The 15790-nt window shown below is 63.3% G+C and carries 20 protein-coding genes; 6 read left to right on the top strand and 14 right to left on the bottom strand.

The genetic code is table 11. From position 1 onward, the window contains the following. From flgH to NGR_RS12710, 12 genes are all read right to left on the bottom strand, one after another. On the bottom strand, positions 1-711 hold the full coding sequence (gene flgH, locus NGR_RS12765; protein WP_012706864.1) for a flagellar basal body L-ring protein FlgH: 711 nt from the start codon (positions 709-711) through the stop codon (positions 1-3). Continuing rightward, positions 708-1247, bottom strand: coding sequence for a MotE family protein (locus NGR_RS12760; RefSeq protein ID WP_012706863.1), 540 nt, complete (start codon positions 1245-1247; stop codon positions 708-710). The genes flgH and NGR_RS12760 overlap by 4 nt, the downstream gene beginning before the upstream one ends. Then, complete coding sequence (locus NGR_RS12755; protein WP_012706862.1) at positions 1244-2359, bottom strand: flagellar basal body P-ring protein FlgI; 1116 nt, start codon at positions 2357-2359, stop codon at positions 1244-1246. Before NGR_RS12755 ends, NGR_RS12760 begins: the two co-directional genes overlap by 4 nt. Then, the gene (gene flgA, locus NGR_RS12750; RefSeq protein WP_012706861.1) at positions 2356-2865 is read right to left on the bottom strand and encodes a flagellar basal body P-ring formation chaperone FlgA; all 510 of its coding nucleotides are present in this window, start codon (positions 2863-2865) and stop codon (positions 2356-2358) included. Before flgA ends, NGR_RS12755 begins: the two co-directional genes overlap by 4 nt. 18 nt (positions 2866-2883) lie before the next feature. Beyond that, complete coding sequence (gene flgG / locus NGR_RS12745) at positions 2884-3672, bottom strand: flagellar basal-body rod protein FlgG (protein WP_012706860.1); 789 nt, start codon at positions 3670-3672, stop codon at positions 2884-2886. A gap of 11 nt (positions 3673-3683) precedes the next feature. Beyond that, positions 3684-4019 (bottom strand): flagellar hook-basal body complex protein FliE, encoded by a 336-nt coding sequence (locus tag NGR_RS12740; protein ID WP_012706859.1) that lies wholly within the window; start codon positions 4017-4019, stop codon positions 3684-3686. Continuing rightward, the gene (gene flgC / locus NGR_RS12735) at positions 4019-4438 is read right to left on the bottom strand and encodes a flagellar basal body rod protein FlgC (RefSeq protein ID WP_012706858.1); all 420 of its coding nucleotides are present in this window, start codon (positions 4436-4438) and stop codon (positions 4019-4021) included. The genes NGR_RS12740 and flgC overlap by 1 nt, the downstream gene beginning before the upstream one ends. A gap of 5 nt (positions 4439-4443) precedes the next feature. Continuing rightward, complete coding sequence (flgB, locus tag NGR_RS12730) at positions 4444-4824, bottom strand: flagellar basal body rod protein FlgB (RefSeq protein WP_012706857.1); 381 nt, start codon at positions 4822-4824, stop codon at positions 4444-4446. 182 nt (positions 4825-5006) lie between these two features. Beyond that, positions 5007-5558 carry a hypothetical protein gene (locus NGR_RS12725; protein WP_012706856.1) on the bottom strand — a complete coding sequence of 184 codons (552 nt, stop codon included), beginning with the start codon at positions 5556-5558 and terminating at the stop codon, positions 5007-5009. Positions 5559-5560: 2 nt separating this feature from the next. Next, complete coding sequence (gene fliI / locus NGR_RS12720) at positions 5561-6961, bottom strand: flagellar protein export ATPase FliI (protein WP_012706855.1); 1401 nt, start codon at positions 6959-6961, stop codon at positions 5561-5563. A 164-nt stretch (positions 6962-7125) separates the two neighbouring features. Further along, a complete protein-coding gene (gene flgF / locus NGR_RS12715; RefSeq protein ID WP_012706854.1) occupies positions 7126-7851 on the bottom strand; it encodes a flagellar basal-body rod protein FlgF in 726 nt (241 codons plus the stop codon). A gap of 1 nt (position 7852) precedes the next feature. Beyond that, positions 7853-8632: a DUF1217 domain-containing protein gene (locus NGR_RS12710; RefSeq protein WP_164924171.1), complete on the bottom strand. Its 780-nt coding sequence runs from the start codon at positions 8630-8632 to the stop codon at positions 7853-7855. A 182-nt stretch (positions 8633-8814) separates the two neighbouring features. Here NGR_RS12710 and motA point away from each other — a divergent pair, with 182 nt between their 5' ends. From motA to NGR_RS12680, 6 genes are all read left to right on the top strand, one after another. Further along, complete coding sequence (motA, locus tag NGR_RS12705; RefSeq protein ID WP_012706852.1) at positions 8815-9693, top strand: flagellar motor stator protein MotA; 879 nt, start codon at positions 8815-8817, stop codon at positions 9691-9693. 4 nt (positions 9694-9697) lie between these two features. Further along, the gene (locus tag NGR_RS12700) at positions 9698-10645 is read left to right on the top strand and encodes a FliM/FliN family flagellar motor switch protein (protein WP_012706851.1); all 948 of its coding nucleotides are present in this window, start codon (positions 9698-9700) and stop codon (positions 10643-10645) included. A 55-nt stretch (positions 10646-10700) separates the two neighbouring features. Beyond that, on the top strand, positions 10701-11297 hold the full coding sequence (fliN, locus tag NGR_RS12695; RefSeq protein ID WP_193377892.1) for a flagellar motor switch protein FliN: 597 nt from the start codon (positions 10701-10703) through the stop codon (positions 11295-11297). A 28-nt stretch (positions 11298-11325) separates the two neighbouring features. Beyond that, a complete protein-coding gene (fliG, locus tag NGR_RS12690) occupies positions 11326-12357 on the top strand; it encodes a flagellar motor switch protein FliG (RefSeq protein WP_012706849.1) in 1032 nt (343 codons plus the stop codon). A 184-nt stretch (positions 12358-12541) separates the two neighbouring features. Further along, on the top strand, positions 12542-13624 hold the full coding sequence (gene flhB / locus NGR_RS12685; RefSeq protein ID WP_012706848.1) for a flagellar biosynthesis protein FlhB: 1083 nt from the start codon (positions 12542-12544) through the stop codon (positions 13622-13624). Then, entirely contained in the window at positions 13621-14067 is a 447-nt protein-coding gene (locus NGR_RS12680) for a hypothetical protein (RefSeq protein ID WP_164924170.1), read from the top strand. Before flhB ends, NGR_RS12680 begins: the two co-directional genes overlap by 4 nt. A gap of 170 nt (positions 14068-14237) precedes the next feature. Here the strand turns inward: NGR_RS12680 and visR are convergent, their stop codons facing one another. Together visR and visN are read right to left on the bottom strand one after the other, a co-directional pair. After that, positions 14238-14978, bottom strand: coding sequence for a transcriptional regulator VisR (gene visR, locus NGR_RS12675; RefSeq protein ID WP_012706846.1), 741 nt, complete (start codon positions 14976-14978; stop codon positions 14238-14240). Between the two features lie 10 nt (positions 14979-14988). Continuing rightward, positions 14989-15726 carry a transcriptional regulator VisN gene (gene visN, locus NGR_RS12670; RefSeq protein WP_012706845.1) on the bottom strand — a complete coding sequence of 246 codons (738 nt, stop codon included), beginning with the start codon at positions 15724-15726 and terminating at the stop codon, positions 14989-14991. Positions 15727-15790: the final 64 nt, after the last annotated feature.

Here is a 15790-nt window from a genome sequence, read left to right as displayed (position 1 = left end):
TCAAATCGGTGAGACGAGATCGACGACCTGCTGGCCCCATGGCGGCTGCTGCACTTCCATCAGCCGGCCGCGGCCACCGTAGGAGATACGCGCCTCGGCAATGCGGTCGTAGGAAATGATATTGTCGGCGTCGACATCCCGCGGCCGGACGATGCCGGCGACATTGAGGATGCGCAGTTCGTGGTTGACGCGCACTTCCTGCGAGCCGCTGATCAGCAGATTGCCGTTCTCCAGGACACCGGTGACAACGGCGGCGACGAGCAGCCGGAGCTTCTCGGAGCGCTCGGTCTTACCGTCGCCTTCGGTCTTGATGTTCGACCCGTATTTGAGATTGCCGGACCATTCGAAGTCGCTGGTCTGCGATTCACCGCTGGCGCCGAGGTTGAAGCCGCTGGAATTGGTGCGGCTGCGGTCCGTTTCGTTGTTGAACGACGCCTTGTCGTCGATCTGGATATCGACGGTCAGGATATCGCCGACATTGATCGCGCGCGCGTCCTTGAAGAGGGCGGCCTGCTGGTCGTTCCACAGCGAGTATCCGGCGGTCATCTGATGCGGCTGCTTCGGATACGCCGCCAATTGCGGCGCCTGCGTATATTGCAGGCCGCTGCCGATCGGGCTCATCGACGGCGCCTGGCCGATCTCCCTGAAGGCCTGGTTCTGGCATCCCGCAAGAAGGCTCGCGGCCAGAACGGCCGTAAGTTGCATTCTCATGATGGCTCCTTCGAGGTGTTCGGGTCGCTGGCGCTGGAAATGATGTTGGTGAGCACCGCCGCCTTCTCGTCGCTCATCTCGCTGAGGATCAGCGAGGATTGGCGTGCCGGCAGCTTCATGACGATCGCTGCGGCGATCTCCGGCCGTACCATCTCGAGCTTGCCGGCGGCGGCGTCGGGCTTCATCGTCTTGTAGATGTCGACGAGGCCGAGTTCCGCCTGCTTGAGGAAATCGTTGCGGCGCTTCAGCCAGTCCTCGTATTCGGCCCGGCGTTTTTCCAGCGTCGCAATGCGTTCGTCGACGCTCGCCTGCAGGGTCTCAAGATCCTTGCGCTGCAGGAGGTAGCGCTGGTCGCGCGCCGCATCGGCAATATTGGTGCAGAACTGCTGGATTTCGTTGGTCGCGCCGTTTTCGGCAGGAGGCGCGGTCACGTCCTGCGCGAATGCGCCCGGCATAACCAGCATCAGTGCTCCGCCGGCCGCGGCCAACAGCGTGCGGCGAGACTTGCCGGGAAGAAGGTCCATAGTTCCGGTCATTGCAGCACAAGCTCCGCCTGAAGGGCTCCCGCCGTCTTGATGCTCTGCAGGATCGCGATGATTCCGTCCGGCTTGACGCCGATGCTGTTGAGACCCGCGACAAGCGAGCGAAGGCTCGACCCGTTGAGGATCGCCACCGTGCCGCCATCCGACTGCGCCTCGATGGTGGTATTCGGCTCGACGGCCGTCTCGCCGCGCGAGAAGGGCGCCGGCTGGACGACGGTCGGGGTCTCGGTCACCTGCACCGTCAGGGTGCCGTAGCTGACCGCAACTTCGTTGACGCGCACATCCTGACCGATGACGATCGTGCCGGTCCGCTCATTGACGACGACGCGGGCCGGGACGTCCGTCTCGACGACGAGATTTTCGATGTCGGCCATCAGCCGGGCGAGATCGGCCATTTTCGGCTTCTGGACGAGAACGGACTGCGAGTCCAAGGCTTCGGCAATGCGGCCGCCGAACTGCGCAGAGGCAAATTTGTTGATCGCCGCCGCCATACCGACGGCGGTCGAGAAATCCGGGTTGCGCAATTGCAGCACGAGGTTGAAGCCGTCCTTGAACTTCGACGGCAGCTCGCGTTCGATGATGGCGCCGTTCGGCACGCGGCCGGCCGTCGTCACGCCTTGCGACAAACTGGCTGCGTCACCCTGGGCGCTGAAGCCGGTGACGACAATCGAGCCCTGGGCCACCGCATAGATCTGCCCGTCGGCGCCCGAGAGCGACGTCATGACCAGCGTGCCGCCGCGCAGCGACGTCGCGTCGCCGAGCGAGCCGACGGTGACGTCGACACGGCTGCCGGGGCTTGCGAAAGGCGGCAGCGTGGCGGTGACCAGCACCGCCGCCACATTGCGCGTCCGCGACTCGCCGCCCTGGGTCGAGATGCCGAGGTTCTGCAGCATGGCGCGGATCGACTGGTCGGTGAACGGCGAGGACCGCAGGCTGTCGCCGGTTCCCTGCAGCCCGACCACCAGACCGTAGCCGATGAGCTGGTTGTCCCGCCCGGCCTGCAGCGAGGCCACGTCCTTGATGCGCGACGCGGAATGAGCGGGCGTCAATGTCGCCGCAAACAACAACGCGAAGGTCAGCAACCACTTACAGACGCGCATCGTCATTTCGCCACCACATGGACCGTGCCGTCGGCCATCACCGTGCCGGAGACGATGACGCCGCTATCGATGTTGCGGGCGCGGATCAGTTCGCCGACCGCCGCGTCCTCAAGCGGCGAGCCGGCGGCGGTGATCGTCAGCCCGCCATTGTTGAAGATCAGCCGTACCGTCGAGCCGCGCTCGACCGCATAGCGGTCGCGGAGCGCCGAGGCGAGGATCACCCGTCCCGGCAGGAGGGTCCGCTTCGTCACCTTGCCCTCGACCTCTTCGAGGGAGCCGATATAGCCGTCGGCGAGATCCGGATTGGTCACGTCGACGACTTCCAGCATGCTCGCCTCGATGGTTTCGCCGGGATAGATGATCTGCTTCGGGATGACTGCGGTCGGCTGCTGCGCGGAGACGAGCGCCGGCGACAGCAGTGCGGCGGCGATCGCTGCAAATGCGAGCGGCCGCGTCAAGCGCGCGAAGCGACCTTCGATTGCTGCCCTTTCGGCGGATCGGCGAAACATCATGTTTGCCCCCTCTTCCCGTTACCTGAGGTTCTTGCTCACCGTGGCGGCCATCTCGTCCGCGGCCTGGATGACCTTGGAGTTCATTTCGTAGGCGCGCTGGGCCGAGATCAGGTCGGTGATTTCCTTGACCGGATCGACGTTGGAGGATTCCAGATAGCCCTGCTTGATCTGCGCGAAGCCGGGATCGGCCGGCGTGCCGACGATCGGTTCGCCGGATGCGGCTGTCTGCTTGAAGAGGTTTTCGCCCTGCGGCTCCAACCCGGCCTCGTTGACGAAATTGGCGATCGTCAACTGACCGATTTCCTGGGTTTCCGTCGCGTCGCCGATCCGCACCAGGACTTGGCCGGAAGCCGAGACGGTGATCTCGGTCGCGTCCTGCGGCACGGTGATGCCGGGAACGACCGTGTAGCCGTCGATGGTGACGAGTTGGCCGGTGGCGTTGGTGTTGAAGGCGCCCGAGCGGGTATAGACCGTTTCGCCGTTGGGCGTTTCGACCTGGAACCAGCCGCGGCCGACAAGCGCAAGGTCGAGATCGTTGCTGGTGTTGACGAGGCTGCCCTGGACGTGGAGGTTGCGGACGGCGGCCGTCTGGACACCGAGACCGACGATCGCCCCTTCCGGCACGATCGCCTGGTTGGAGCGGTTCGGCACGCCCTGGGCGCGCTCCGTCTGGTAGAGCAGATCCGAAAATTCCGCGCGCGCCCGCTTGTAGCCGGTCGTGTTGATGTTGGCGATGTTGTTGGCGATGACTTCGAGGTTCAGCTGCTGGGCGTTCATGCCCGTGGCGGCGATGGAAAGGGCCTTCATGTCACGTTCCTTCAGATCTGCATGCGGGCGATTTCGAGATAGGCGGTGACCACCTTGTCGCGGATGGCGAGCGCGGTCTGCAGCGACTGTTCCGCATTCATCACCGCATCGACGACCTCACGCGTGTTCGCCTCGCCGCGGATCGCCTGCAGCGACACGCCTTCGGCCGATTTCATCGAGCGGATGGCATCCGTGGTCATCGTGCCGAGGACTTCGGCGAAGCTCTGTGATTGCGGAGCGGAAGCGCCCGCACTCGGCAGCGAGAGCGCGGTCGAGGCGGTCAGGCTGGTGCCTTCGGCCTCCTTCAGGTTCGAAAACGCGCCGACGGACTGAATTGCATCGATCATTATTGCGAGGCCCTCAACAGGTCGATTGTCTGGGAGATGAGATCGCGAGACTGCTTGACGGTCTGCAGGTTGGCCTCGTAGGCGCGGTTGGCTTCGCGCATGTCGGCCATCTCGATCAGGACGTTGACATTCGGCATCTTCACCATGCCCTTCTCATCGGCGGCCGGATTGCCGGGATCGAACTCGATGCTGAAATCCGAATCGTCGGTGCCGAGGCGCTGGACCTCGACGAGCGATGCGCCGCTCGCCCGGTCGACTTCCGCGGCGAAGGAAATCGTCTTGCGGCGATAGGGGTCGGCGCCGGGCACGTCGCCGGTGGAGCGGGCATTGGCGATGTTTTCGGAAACGATGCGCAGGCGCGTCGACTCCGCCTGCAGGCCCGAAGCCGAAACCTTGAGTGCCGAGGTCAAAGGATCCATGGATGTTATTTCCGTACCGTCATGAGCATCATCCGGTGAAAGGATTTCACCAGTCCGGAATTGAGTTCGTAGTCGCGCTTGATCTCGCCCGTCTTCATCATTTCCTGCTCGAGCGCGACGGTGTTGCCGGACTGCTGGACCGCCACGTCGTCGATCATGCCGACGTCGGTCACCTGCGCGGCATCCGGGCTCTCGGTGAAATGGGCACGATGCGTCGCGGCCATCTGGACGCCGGTGTTCTGGAGTACGCTTTCGAAGGGCTGGACGTCCTTGGCCCTGTAATGCGGCGTGTTGGCATTGGCGATGTTGCCGGCCACGACATTCTGGCGGACCGTCAGCCACTGGGCCTGGCGCGACGCGAGTTCGAAAAGCTGAATCGGATCCATCGAATACTCCTCATGAGATGAGGAGGACCCTAGGCGGGTAATCTTGCGTGGGACTTGTCGAGAAACGGGATGCGCAGTCGTGCGACAAATTCTCGACGGGGAACTTGGCGGCGAAGCGGTCGCCTCTCCAAAGTCTCACGCTGTGCCGCGACTGCCGAGCGTAGCGCAGCCGAGCTGGCCGCCTAGTTGGCCTGGTACACTTGGCCCTTGGAGGTGATCATCACCCAGCGGCCGTTGCGCTCTTCGAAAGTGGCAAGCCGGCTGTTGTCCGGCAGGACCGAGCCGATGCGGACGATATACATGCCGGTCGCATCCTCGATGAGGGCCCTTCCGTTGGCAACATGCATCAGCTTGAAGCCGGACGGCTCGGGAAAGGGCTGTTCCGGGCCGGCTTGCGGCTCGCCTGCACCGGCAGCTGGTTGATGCTCCAGTCCGGGCACGGTCGCGGTCGTCAGCCGATCGATCGCCGCGGCGGTTTCCGCGTCCACATCGGTCATCGCCAGCGGCGATACCGACACGACGCCGCGACCGGGGCGCTCCGGCAGATCCCGCGTCGTTCCGCGCCAGAGCGGCGGGATCGAGAACTGGTCCTGGTGCAGGAAGGCGTACCACGGAAAGAACGTCGCAAAGGCAGCCATGGCGAGCCCGATCGCGCCGAGGACCTTGTCGGTCAGCGGCATCTTGGCGTCGCGCCGGCGCTGGTGGACGATTTCGTCGGCTTCGTTGTCGGTCATTGCTACCCCTTCCCCCGGATAGCCGCGGCGGGCGCGTTACCCATGGCGGCTGCCTTCAGCGCGTTTGCAAGGTCGGTGAAGGCATCGGCGACGGATCGCTCGCCAGGGGTCTGCTTGAGGACGTCATAGATGACGGGCACCTGTTTGATCGCCATGTCGAGGTCCGGGTCGCCGCCGGCGCGGTAGCCGCCGATCAGCCTGAGGTCGCGGGTCTCCTCGAAGCGATGGATGAGCGATTTCAGCCGCGCCACGAGCTTTTCCTGATCCGGCGTCCAGGCTTTCCTTGCCAGGCGCGAGATGGAGGCCAGCGGGTCGATCGGCGGATAGCGCCCCTCTTCGGCCAGGCTGCGGTCGAGGACGATGTGGCCGTCGAGGATGCCGCGTGCCGAATCGGCAACCGGATCGTTGTGATTGTCGCCGTCGACCAGGATCGAGATGATCGCGGTGATCGTCCCGGTCCCCTCGGCGCCAGGGCCGGCGCGTTCGAGCAGGCGCGGCAATTCGGTAAAGACCGAAGCCGGATAGCCGCGGGCGATCGGCGGCTCGCCGGCCGCTGTCGCCACCTCGCGGATCGCATGGGCAAAACGCGTCACGCTGTCGACGATCAAGAGGACGTTGTCGCCCTTGTCGCGATAGTGTTCGGCGATCGTCACCGCCGTCAGCGGCGCCATTTTCCGGAGCATCGGGCTCTCGTCACTGGTGGCGACGACGGCAACGGATTTGGCGAGATTGTCACCAAGCGTATCCTCGATGAATTCACGCACTTCGCGGCCGCGTTCGCCGACCAGCGCGATCACCACCTTGTCGAAGGCGTCGGCGCGCGCCAGCATCGACAGCAGCGTCGACTTGCCGACACCAGAGCCGGCAAAGATGCCGAGGCGCTGGCCGAGGCAGAGCGGCGAGAAGATGTCGACGGCGCGCACGCCGGTCTTGAAACCCTGTTCGACCCGTCTGCGGGTCATCGACGGCGGCGCGGTATTGGAGATCGAACGACGCATGTCGCCCTGCATGAGGGGGCCGCGGCCATCGATCGGTTCGGCCAGCGCGTTGATCGTCCGGCCGCACCAGTTGTCCGTCGGGGCGATACGGAAGGCGCCCTTGCGGATGACGGTGTCATGGATGCCGATCGGATCGCCCGGCTCGATCGGGCAGACGACGACCCGATCCGGTTCGACGCGGACCACTTCGCCGAGATGGGTGCCGGTGGCACTTTTGTGCGCCACGAAATCCCCCAGCCGCACATGCCGGGACAGGCCGCTGACGGTATAGTGCCCCGGCGAGATCGTCTGGACATGACCGCCAGGGGCGATCGAAACATCGGGATTGGCATAGCGCTCGACAAGGCCGGCGAGCGCCGCCAGCGAGGTCGAAGCTGGAATGGTGTCAGAGCCTTGGGGTTCCATGCAGATTTCCGTTGCGGTGGACCCCGGCCGGTTGCCGTGAGCCTCTTCTTGCTTGCTTCGCTCTAGAGCGGAATGCGCTCACATGCGTTCGCGCTACCGCTCTAACTTTTTGTTTTTGCCGCATTTATGCGACGTCAGGTGATTCCACCTGACTGCAAAATGCACTAGCGCTCGCCGCCGAGCGTCTTGATCGCCTCTTCAAGCGATCCTTCGCTGTCGCGCATCAAAGCCGTGACGTTGTCAAAGGCGCGCGTCACCATGATGAGCTGGGTCATTTCCTGGACGGCATTGACGTTCGACTCTTCGAGGAAGCCCTGCATCACGCCGACGTCGAAGCGGTCGACGACGGGCTCCGGTTGAGCGGCCGGCATGACGGCACTGTTGTCATAGCGCACGAAGCCGCTGGAGAAATCCGCCTCGTAGAGGCCGAGCAGGGCGACCTGGACGCCGTTCTGGTGGATGGCTCCGTCGGCGCCGACGGTGATCTCGCCGGCACCGCCGTTCAGCTGAATCGGTGCACCGCCGGCGTCCAGCACCGGATATCCCTTGAGGGTCACCAGCTCGCCGGTCTCCGTCAGGGTGAAACGGCCGTCACGGGTCAGCGCCGGCCCGCCGGGCGTGTCGATGTTGAACCAGGCGTTCCCCTTGATGGCGAAGTCGAGCGCAGAACCGGTCCGCGCCAAGGCGCCGTTGCCGGTGTTTAAGTATTCCTCGCCTTCGGATACGTAAGAGACCTTGGACGGCTTCGTATCGCCGAGAACCTGGTCGAATTTCACTTCCGTGGAGCGGAAGCCGACCGTATTGGCGTTCGCGATGTTGTCGGCAAGCGTGTTCAAGCGCTTCTCAAGCGCCATCTGTGATGAAAGCGCCACATAGAGCCCGGTCTGCACGTCAGCGTCCCCCGAGTTTCAGATTGTTGATGGAAAGGAGCAGGTCGGGGGAAATGCCGTAGCCGCTCGAAGAACCGAAGACCGCAAGCGGATCGTAGCTGTCCGAAGAATTCTCGATCTCCCAAAGGGCCGTGAAGCGATCGATGAAGGCGGCGAGCTTTACCGGATCCTGGAAATCCTTGAGGTCGATCGCCTCCTCATAGGCTTCGGCCTGCCGGTCGACGTCGGCTGCGGCAAACTCCTCGGGCAGTTGCAGCGCGGCCCGCACCACCTGGGCCAGCGCCTCGTCTGCAATGATCTCGTAACCGCTGGTGATCAGAGGCGCCATGCGCTCGAAGTAGAGTGCCAGCCTCACGCCGCCATTCTCCTCGCCGGCATTCTGCTCCAGCGTCTGGCGTGCGTATTTGTCGACGACGCCCTTTTGGGCACGCTCGAACGAGGTTGCCGTATCGCCGTGCCGCGCGAAATTCAGCGATTCGACCAGGGCCTTGTAGCGGCTGTCCGCCAGCTTATTGGCAAAAGCGTCCTCGCTGTCGATGCCCTCCGTCAGCACCTTGCGCATGAAGGCCTTGGCATAGGCCATGTCCTCCAGACCGTGCGCCTTCATCGCATAATCATAAAGCCGGCTGTCGGCGAAGAACTCGTCGAGCGACTTGATGCTGCCGATCCTGGAAAGATAGTATTCCGTCTCGCGCGCCACGACCGGCTGCTCCGAGACGCGCTCCAGCGAGCCGGTGATGTCGGCGGTAATCAGCTTGTAGCTCGTATAGGTCGTGGTCACGATCGGTCGCCCCGTGCGGAGTAGCGGCCCGGCGCGATGGCCCGACCTTGATAAATCCTGACCGTATTGGCTTGCGCGAACCTGTTCGGCGCGCCGGTGGCGAGCAGGGTTCGCGGCCAGCCTCACGCAAGGATGAAAACCTATTCCTTCGGAGGGAAATCACGATCGCGACAGGTATCGACATGAATATCATCATCGGGCTCCTTGTGACTTTCGGCTGTATCCTCGGCGGATACCTCGCCATGGGCGGCCACCTGGAAGTCCTCAACCAGCCCTTCGAGCTGATGATCATCGGCGGGGCCGGCATCGGCGGCTTCATCATGGCCAATTCGATGAAGGTGGTGAAAGATACCGGCAAAGCGCTCGGCGAAGCCTTCAAGCACAAGGTACCGAAGGAGCGCCACTACCTCGACACGCTCGGCGTGCTCTACAGCCTGATGCGCGACCTGAGAACCAAGTCGCGCAACGAGATCGAGAGCCACATCGACAATCCCGAGGAATCGCCGATCTTCCAATCCGCGCCGACCGTCCTGCAGAACAAGGAGCTGACGGCGTTCATCTGCGACTATGTGCGGCTCATCATCATCGGCAATGCCCGCTCGCACGAGATCGAAGCGCTGATGGACGAGGAAATCCATACGATCACCCACGATAAGATGAAGTGCTATCACGCCTTGACGAGCATGGGGGATGCGCTGCCGGCGATCGGCATCGTCGCGGCGGTTCTCGGGGTCATCAAGGCGATGGGCGCCATCAGCGAGGCGCCGGAAGTGCTGGGTGCAAAGATCGCCGCCGCCCTCGTCGGAACGCTGCTCGGCGTGTTCCTGTCCTATTCGATCGTCGGGCCGCTCGTCGCCAACATCAAGGCGGTGCGCGAAAAGCAGAACCGGCTCTACGTCATCGTCAAGCAGACATTGCTCGCATACATGAACGGCTCCGTTCCCCAGGTCGCCCTTGAATATGGCCGCAAGACGATCTCCGCCTATGAGCGGCCGTCCATCGATGCGGTCGAGCAGGAGATGATGAATCCGGGCGGCGGCGGCGAAAGCAAGGCGGCGTGAAACCATGAACCCGAGCACCGATTCGAACGTCTATGCTTTCGACAAGAAACTGCTGGCGCGCATGACGGGCGCGCTCGGCGACGACAAGACAATCGGCCGCACCGCTCTGGAACTCGGCCATGTCTTCAGCGAACGCCTACCCGAAATGCTCAAGCAGGAGACCGGGCGCGACATCGCGATCGGCTATGCCGGCGTCAAGATGGGGTTCAGGAATGAACTCATCGCCGATCTCGGAGAAGCGGTTCTGCTCAGTGACGTATCTCTCCGCAACTGGTGCGCCGAATTCCAGATCGGCTGCGACAGCCCGGTTCTCATTGCCCTCGTCGAAGCCCTGCTCGGCGCCGAACCCATCGACATCGAAGAGCCGCTGCCACGGGCGCTCTCCAAGATCGAGATCGACGTCGCGGTGCCGGTGTTCGAGAGGATCGCCGAGGCCGTGCGCATGGCGGTGGACGCGCCGGGCGGTTTCGAGCCGGTGGTCGGACGGCCGCATAACGGGGCCGAACGCCTGCCGCCCGACCCCGCGCTCGAGGATGTCTATGCCGCCTCGATCGACATGACCTTCGGGCTGGGACCGGTACTCTCCACCTTCTCGGTGATCATCCCGCAAAACGTACTGCTCAAGACCCAGATCGTCCCTCCCGGCAATGCCGGACGAAACGAAAGCATGAAGACGGATTGGAGCGAGCAGCTCGAGGAGCAGATTCGCCGCTCGGCCGTGACGCTGGAGGCACGCATCCAGCTGGAGAGCCTGACGCTCGACACGATCAGCCGGCTGCAACCGGGAGACGTGATCCCGTTTCATGACGGCCAGGACGTCAGGGTCGAGGTCAACGCCAACGGTCGCGATCTCTATGTCTGCGAGTTCGGCCGATCGGGGTCGAGATACACGGTTCGCGTCAAGGACACGCACGGCTCCGAGCAGGACATCCTTCGTCACATCATGAGTTAAACCGACCTCGCATCGCAGAATGCCTGAGGCAAGCTTCAACTGGAATAATCCGCACATGGTACGCAAGAAAGCAGCATCCATCGAAGAACAGGCCGCATTTGCAGGAGACGCCGAGCTCGATCAGGCGATCGACGATCTGCGCGGCGTTCTCAAGCAGGACGGCGCAGCAACGGATTTCGGCGCCGAGTTCGGCGCTGCCGAGCCGTTCGGCCAGGGCGCGGACTTTGGTGGCGGCCTCGGTGCGGGCGGCTTCGGCGGCGATTTCGCCGACACCTCCCTGGACGGCGGCCTCGACGTTGGAACCGGCTTTGCCGGCAGCGATTTCGGCGGCAGCGATTTCGGCGGCGGCGATTTCGGTGCGGTGTCATCCGGCATCGAGACTGCGCCGGGCAGCGGCATGGCGGCAAACATGGACCTGATCATGGACATCCCGATCGATGTCCAGATCGTGCTCGGCACGAGCCGGATGCAGGTCTCCGGTCTCATGGGGCTGACCGAGGGGGCAACGATCGCGCTCGACCGCAAGATCGGCGAGCCGGTGGAGATCATGGTCAACGGCCGGGTCATCGGCCGCGGCGAGATTACCGTCCTCGAGGGCGATGTGACCCGGTTCGGCGTCAAGCTCATCGAGATAAAGGGCAGCAGGAAATAGGCCCGATGATCGGGCGAGGGATGAATCCATGATGGATTTCGACGGTTTCGAAGCGCAGGCATTGGCAACACCGCTCAGTCAGACGGAGAAGGCCGCCGCCGTGCTGCTCGCCATGGGCAAATCCGTGGCCGGTAAACTCTTGAAATTCTTCACGCAGAGCGAATTGCAGGCCATCATCGCCGCGGCGCAGTCGCTGCGCGCCATCCCTCCCCACGAACTCGAGGCGCTGGTCAACGAATTCGAGGACCTGTTCACCGAAGGCGCCGGCCTGATGGACAACGCCAAGGCGATGGAGAGCATTCTCGAGGAAGGCCTGACCCCGGACGAGGTCGACGGCCTGCTCGGGCGGCGCGCCACCTTCCAGTCCTACGAGGCAAGCATCTGGGATCGGTTGCAGGAATGCGATCCGGCAGCGGTTGCCCAGTCGCTCGCCGAGGAGCACCCGCAGACGATTGCCTATGTCCTCTCGATGATGCCCTCGAGCTTCGGGGCCAAGGTGCTGCTGCAGCTATCGGACCGACTGCGCCCGGACATTCTCAATCGCGCCGTCAACATGAAGAGTGTCAGCCCGAGGGCCGCCTCGATCATCGAGGCGCGCGTCATCGAGATGATCGAGGAGATGGAGGCCGAGCGCAATTCGCCCGGCCCGGCGAAGATCGCCGAGGTGATGAACGAGCTCGAGAAGAAGCAGGTCGATACGCTGCTCGCCTCGCTCGAAACGATCAGCACCGATTCCGCCAAGAAGGTCCGGCCGAAGATCTTCCTCTTCGACGACATCCTCTACATGCCGCAGAGAAGCCGCGTGCAATTGTTCAACGACGTCTCGACCGACGTCATCACCATGGCGCTCAGGGGTTCGGGTCCGGAACTGCGCGAATCAGTTCTCGCCTCCGTCGGCGCGCGCCAGCGGCGCATAATCGAATCGGACCTTGCGGTCGGCGATGCCGGCATCAACCCGCGCGACATCGCTATCGCCCGCCGCTCCATCACGCAGGAAGCGATTCGCCTCGCCGCCAGCGGACAGCTGGAGCTCAAGGAAAAGGAATCGGAAGCCGCTTGATGGCGAGAACCTGATCTGATTTCTGTTGAGCCGGGCGCCTTCTTGCCGTCCGGCTCTTGCGCATGAGACCTGCGCGGTCCACCACGGAGGCTGTGGAGCGCGTCGGCGCCGGCCGATAGGAACGGCAGGCCGTCGGGGATGAGGGAGGCCGCCGCTCCTTGCCAGGATGGGAGCTTCCTGTTTCATGTCGGACGATCAGGACAAGGACAGTAAAACCGAAGCGCCATCGGAGAAGAAACTCTCCGACGCGGCCGAGAAGGGGAATGTCCCCTTTTCTCGCGAAGTGACCGCCTTCGCCTCGACGCTCGCGGTCTACATCTTCATCGTCTTCTTTCTTTCCGACGGCGCGGCCAGCACGGCCGAGGCACTCAAGGACATATTCGAGCAACCGGAGGCCTGGCGCCTCGAAACGGCAACGGATGCGGTCGGGCTGATCTCGCACGTCGTACTGAAGTCCGCAGGATTGGTCCTCCCTGTTTTCGTGCTGCTGATCATCTTCGGCGTCGGGTCGTCGATCTTCCAGAATTTGCCGCGGCCGGTGCTCGACCGGATCATGCCGAACATGAACCGCGTCTCGCCGATAGCAGGCTTCAAGCGTATTTTCGGCGTTCCGGGGCTGGTGGAGTTCGCCAAGTCGCTGTTCAAGATCATCGTCGTGTCGATCATCGTCGTCCTGGTTCTCTGGAACGATTATTTCGCCACGCTCGACCTGATGTTTTCAGATCCGGTGACCATCTTCGCCACGATGATCTCCGACCTCAAGCAGATCGTCACCGTCGTGCTGCTTGCCACCGCGGTGCTGGCGATCGTCGATCTCTTCTGGACCCGTCATCATTGGTACAGCGAATTGAAGATGACGAAGCAGGAGGTGAAGGAGGAACTGAAACAGTCCCAGGGCGACCCGATCGTCAAGTCGCGGCTTCGGTCCATGCAGCGCGACCGGGCTCGCAAACGCATGATAGCCTCCGTGCCCCGCGCCACTCTGGTGATCGCCAACCCGACGCACTACGCGGTCGCGCTGCGCTACGTGCGCGAAGAGAGCGACGCGCCCGTCGTCGTCGCCATGGGACAGGATCTGGTGGCCCTGAAGATCCGCGAGATAGCCGAGAAAAATGGCATTCCCGTCTTCGAGGATCCGCCGCTCGCGCGCTCCATGTTTGCACAAGTCTCGGTCGATAGTGTTATTCCACCGGTGTTTTACAAGGCAGTCGCCGAACTCATTCACCGGGTTTACGCAGCTCAGCCGCAACAAAAACGGGTGACATGATCTTGAAGAAGTGCGAATTCTCCGAAAAACGCGAAAAACTGGTGGCAGAGGCGATTCGTCCGGTGGCAACCGAACTGCGCCTGATCGACGCCGCGGACTTCATCGCCCTCCTGCGGTTCGAGTCGCATGCGAGCCTCGCCGACCTGGTGGAATCAGCGGCGGAACTCTATTTTCTGCCGGGTACCGTGAATTTCGGCCTTGGCGGCAACTACAATCTCGACTGGAACAGCCGTCCGGAAATTATTCTGGACCTCGAGTTGAAGCCCCGAGGCGTAACGGTCTATGCGCGGCTCGTGCTGGCCGGGGAAGCAGCCGGCATCGAGATCAGCCACATCAACTTCCAGCATCCGTCGACCGATCCGGACGAGAACACGGCCTTCCTCGCCAGAAGCCTGGAAGAGGCTAAGTTCGTCAAGTCCTATCCCCTGCCACTGGCGAGCTAGTCGAGCAGGATTGGGAAGGTCCTCTCCACAGAATCGCCCCTTACCCTAACCTTTCCTCGCACGTGCATGTGCGGGGAGAGGGAATGAAGACGGCGCGGCGCGTTGCCTTCGCCCCGCTTGCGGGGAGAAGGTGGCCGGCAGGCCGGATGAGGGGCAAACTTCCCCGGAAACTAGCTGATGTAGCCCAAGCGAATGGCCTTGGCGATCGCCTGGATGCGGTTGACGGAATCGAGCTTGGTCGTGGCGGCGCCGAGATAGGCATTCACGGTGTGGACCGAAAGTCCCATCTTCTCGGCGATCTCCTCGCTGATATAGCCGTCGCCCGCCATCTGCAGACAGGCGATCTCGCGGTCGCTGAGGCTCTCACCCTTGAACAGTCGTCTTTCGTCTGCCGCCAGCATGTCGGCCATGACCTGCGCGCAGCGCCCATGCAGGTCGAGGACCTGCTCGGCCGGCGCGTCGATGTAGCTGCCGGCAAAGACCACATAGCCGTTGCCCTGCGCGCCGAGCCGTATCGGGAAGGCGATGCCCGAATAGGAGAGCTTCCGGCCCTTCAGCCGGTTGGAGAACAGCGCCATGTCCGGAGCGTCGGCGGCCTGATGCTCTCCCTGGCCATCCCACAGCACCGCCAGCGGAGAACGATCGAGGTGCTGGAGCAGTTCCTCGCCATAGACCTTCAAGAGCTCGTGCGCATTCGTCTCGGAGGCGGCACCCCAATTGTGCAGGACGCAGGTGAGCTTGCGCGTTGCCGGCATGCCCCTTCCATTGACACGCAAGACCGCGAAGTTCTTCGCGTTGACCTGCCGCTGCATGGCCTGCAGCCGCGTCACCAGCGTCGCCGCGCGCGCCGCGCGGGCGCTTCGGCCGAGACGGGCATCATCCACGCGCCCCTCCGGATCCAGGTGCATCATCGTTCAGCTCCTATACCAGATTGTGCCGGACGGCGTGGGCGATGGCCTCCGACCTGGTGCGCGTCGCGGTCTTGCGCATGACGCTGGTGATGTAGTTGTTGATCGTGTTGCGGGAGATGCCGAGGATGACGGCGATCTCCTCGCTCGTCTTGCCTTCGGCGATCCAGAACAGGCATTCGATCTCGCGCTCGGTCAGTTCGAAGTCCCGGTCGTGCCGAACCCCGGCACCGGCCTTGAAACTCGCGAGATAGCTTGCGAGCACGGCGATGTCGCGCAGCCCCTCCTGGGACAGGATGACGTCTTCGGGGAACAGCAGCATCAACGAGAAACGGGACCGGCCGACATTGAAGGTAACCGAGCAATAGGAGCGGTTGACCCCGCGCGGCAGATCGATGTCATCCGGCAGCACCTGGAAGCAAGGCTGCAGCGCCGCCAGGCACTTTTCCAGTTCGGTCGTCTTTGCGTTCAGGCCGATGACGATGCTTGCCAGACGCCGCACGACGTCGAAGGGCCAGTCGGAGCATAGAACGAAATCAAGTCCGCCGTCCTGCGAGAGATCATGGCGAGCCAGAAGGTGGTGCGTCGCTCCGACATATTCGGTCAGAATGGCCAGTCCGTTGGCGAGGCTGCTGCGCTCGGCAGCTTCCCCGAGCCTTCGGATCAACTGTTCTCGCGATATGCCGCGACTGCTCACGCGCGGCGCGGCGGTCTGCAAGGACCAGGCCGCGCCAGTCGTTGAAATCTCCATGCCTTTCAGCCCCCGTGCCGGATTCGACGCCCGGAAATCACCCTTGCCCCGCCGTCAGACAGCC

The sequence above is a fragment of the Sinorhizobium fredii NGR234 genome, from assembly GCF_000018545.1.
Classification (GTDB): Bacteria; Pseudomonadota; Alphaproteobacteria; order Rhizobiales; family Rhizobiaceae; genus Sinorhizobium; species Sinorhizobium fredii_A.
Note: the sequence above shows the minus strand (reverse complement) of the source record. Positions and strands in the feature narration are given on the sequence as shown.

Coding starts and splice junctions, on each gene's coding strand:
- flgH (WP_012706864.1), bottom strand. CDS start 711: ATGAGAATGCAACTTACGGCCGTTCTGGCCGCGAGCCTTCTTGCGGGA.
- NGR_RS12760 (WP_012706863.1), bottom strand. CDS start 1,247: ATGACCGGAACTATGGACCTTCTTCCCGGCAAGTCTCGCCGCACGCTG.
- NGR_RS12755 (WP_012706862.1), bottom strand. CDS start 2,359: ATGACGATGCGCGTCTGTAAGTGGTTGCTGACCTTCGCGTTGTTGTTT.
- flgA (WP_012706861.1), bottom strand. CDS start 2,865: ATGATGTTTCGCCGATCCGCCGAAAGGGCAGCAATCGAAGGTCGCTTC.
- flgG (WP_012706860.1), bottom strand. CDS start 3,672: ATGAAGGCCCTTTCCATCGCCGCCACGGGCATGAACGCCCAGCAGCTG.
- NGR_RS12740 (WP_012706859.1), bottom strand. CDS start 4,019: ATGATCGATGCAATTCAGTCCGTCGGCGCGTTTTCGAACCTGAAGGAG.
- flgC (WP_012706858.1), bottom strand. CDS start 4,438: ATGGATCCTTTGACCTCGGCACTCAAGGTTTCGGCTTCGGGCCTGCAG.
- flgB (WP_012706857.1), bottom strand. CDS start 4,824: ATGGATCCGATTCAGCTTTTCGAACTCGCGTCGCGCCAGGCCCAGTGG.
- NGR_RS12725 (WP_012706856.1), bottom strand. CDS start 5,558: ATGACCGACAACGAAGCCGACGAAATCGTCCACCAGCGCCGGCGCGAC.
- fliI (WP_012706855.1), bottom strand. CDS start 6,961: ATGGAACCCCAAGGCTCTGACACCATTCCAGCTTCGACCTCGCTGGCG.
- motA (WP_012706852.1), top strand. CDS start 8,815: ATGAATATCATCATCGGGCTCCTTGTGACTTTCGGCTGTATCCTCGGC.
- NGR_RS12700 (WP_012706851.1), top strand. CDS start 9,698: ATGAACCCGAGCACCGATTCGAACGTCTATGCTTTCGACAAGAAACTG.
- fliN (WP_193377892.1), top strand. CDS start 10,701: ATGGTACGCAAGAAAGCAGCATCCATCGAAGAACAGGCCGCATTTGCA.
- fliG (WP_012706849.1), top strand. CDS start 11,326: ATGATGGATTTCGACGGTTTCGAAGCGCAGGCATTGGCAACACCGCTC.
- flhB (WP_012706848.1), top strand. CDS start 12,542: ATGTCGGACGATCAGGACAAGGACAGTAAAACCGAAGCGCCATCGGAG.
- NGR_RS12680 (WP_164924170.1), top strand. CDS start 13,621: ATGATCTTGAAGAAGTGCGAATTCTCCGAAAAACGCGAAAAACTGGTG.
- visR (WP_012706846.1), bottom strand. CDS start 14,978: ATGATGCACCTGGATCCGGAGGGGCGCGTGGATGATGCCCGTCTCGGC.
- visN (WP_012706845.1), bottom strand. CDS start 15,726: ATGGAGATTTCAACGACTGGCGCGGCCTGGTCCTTGCAGACCGCCGCG.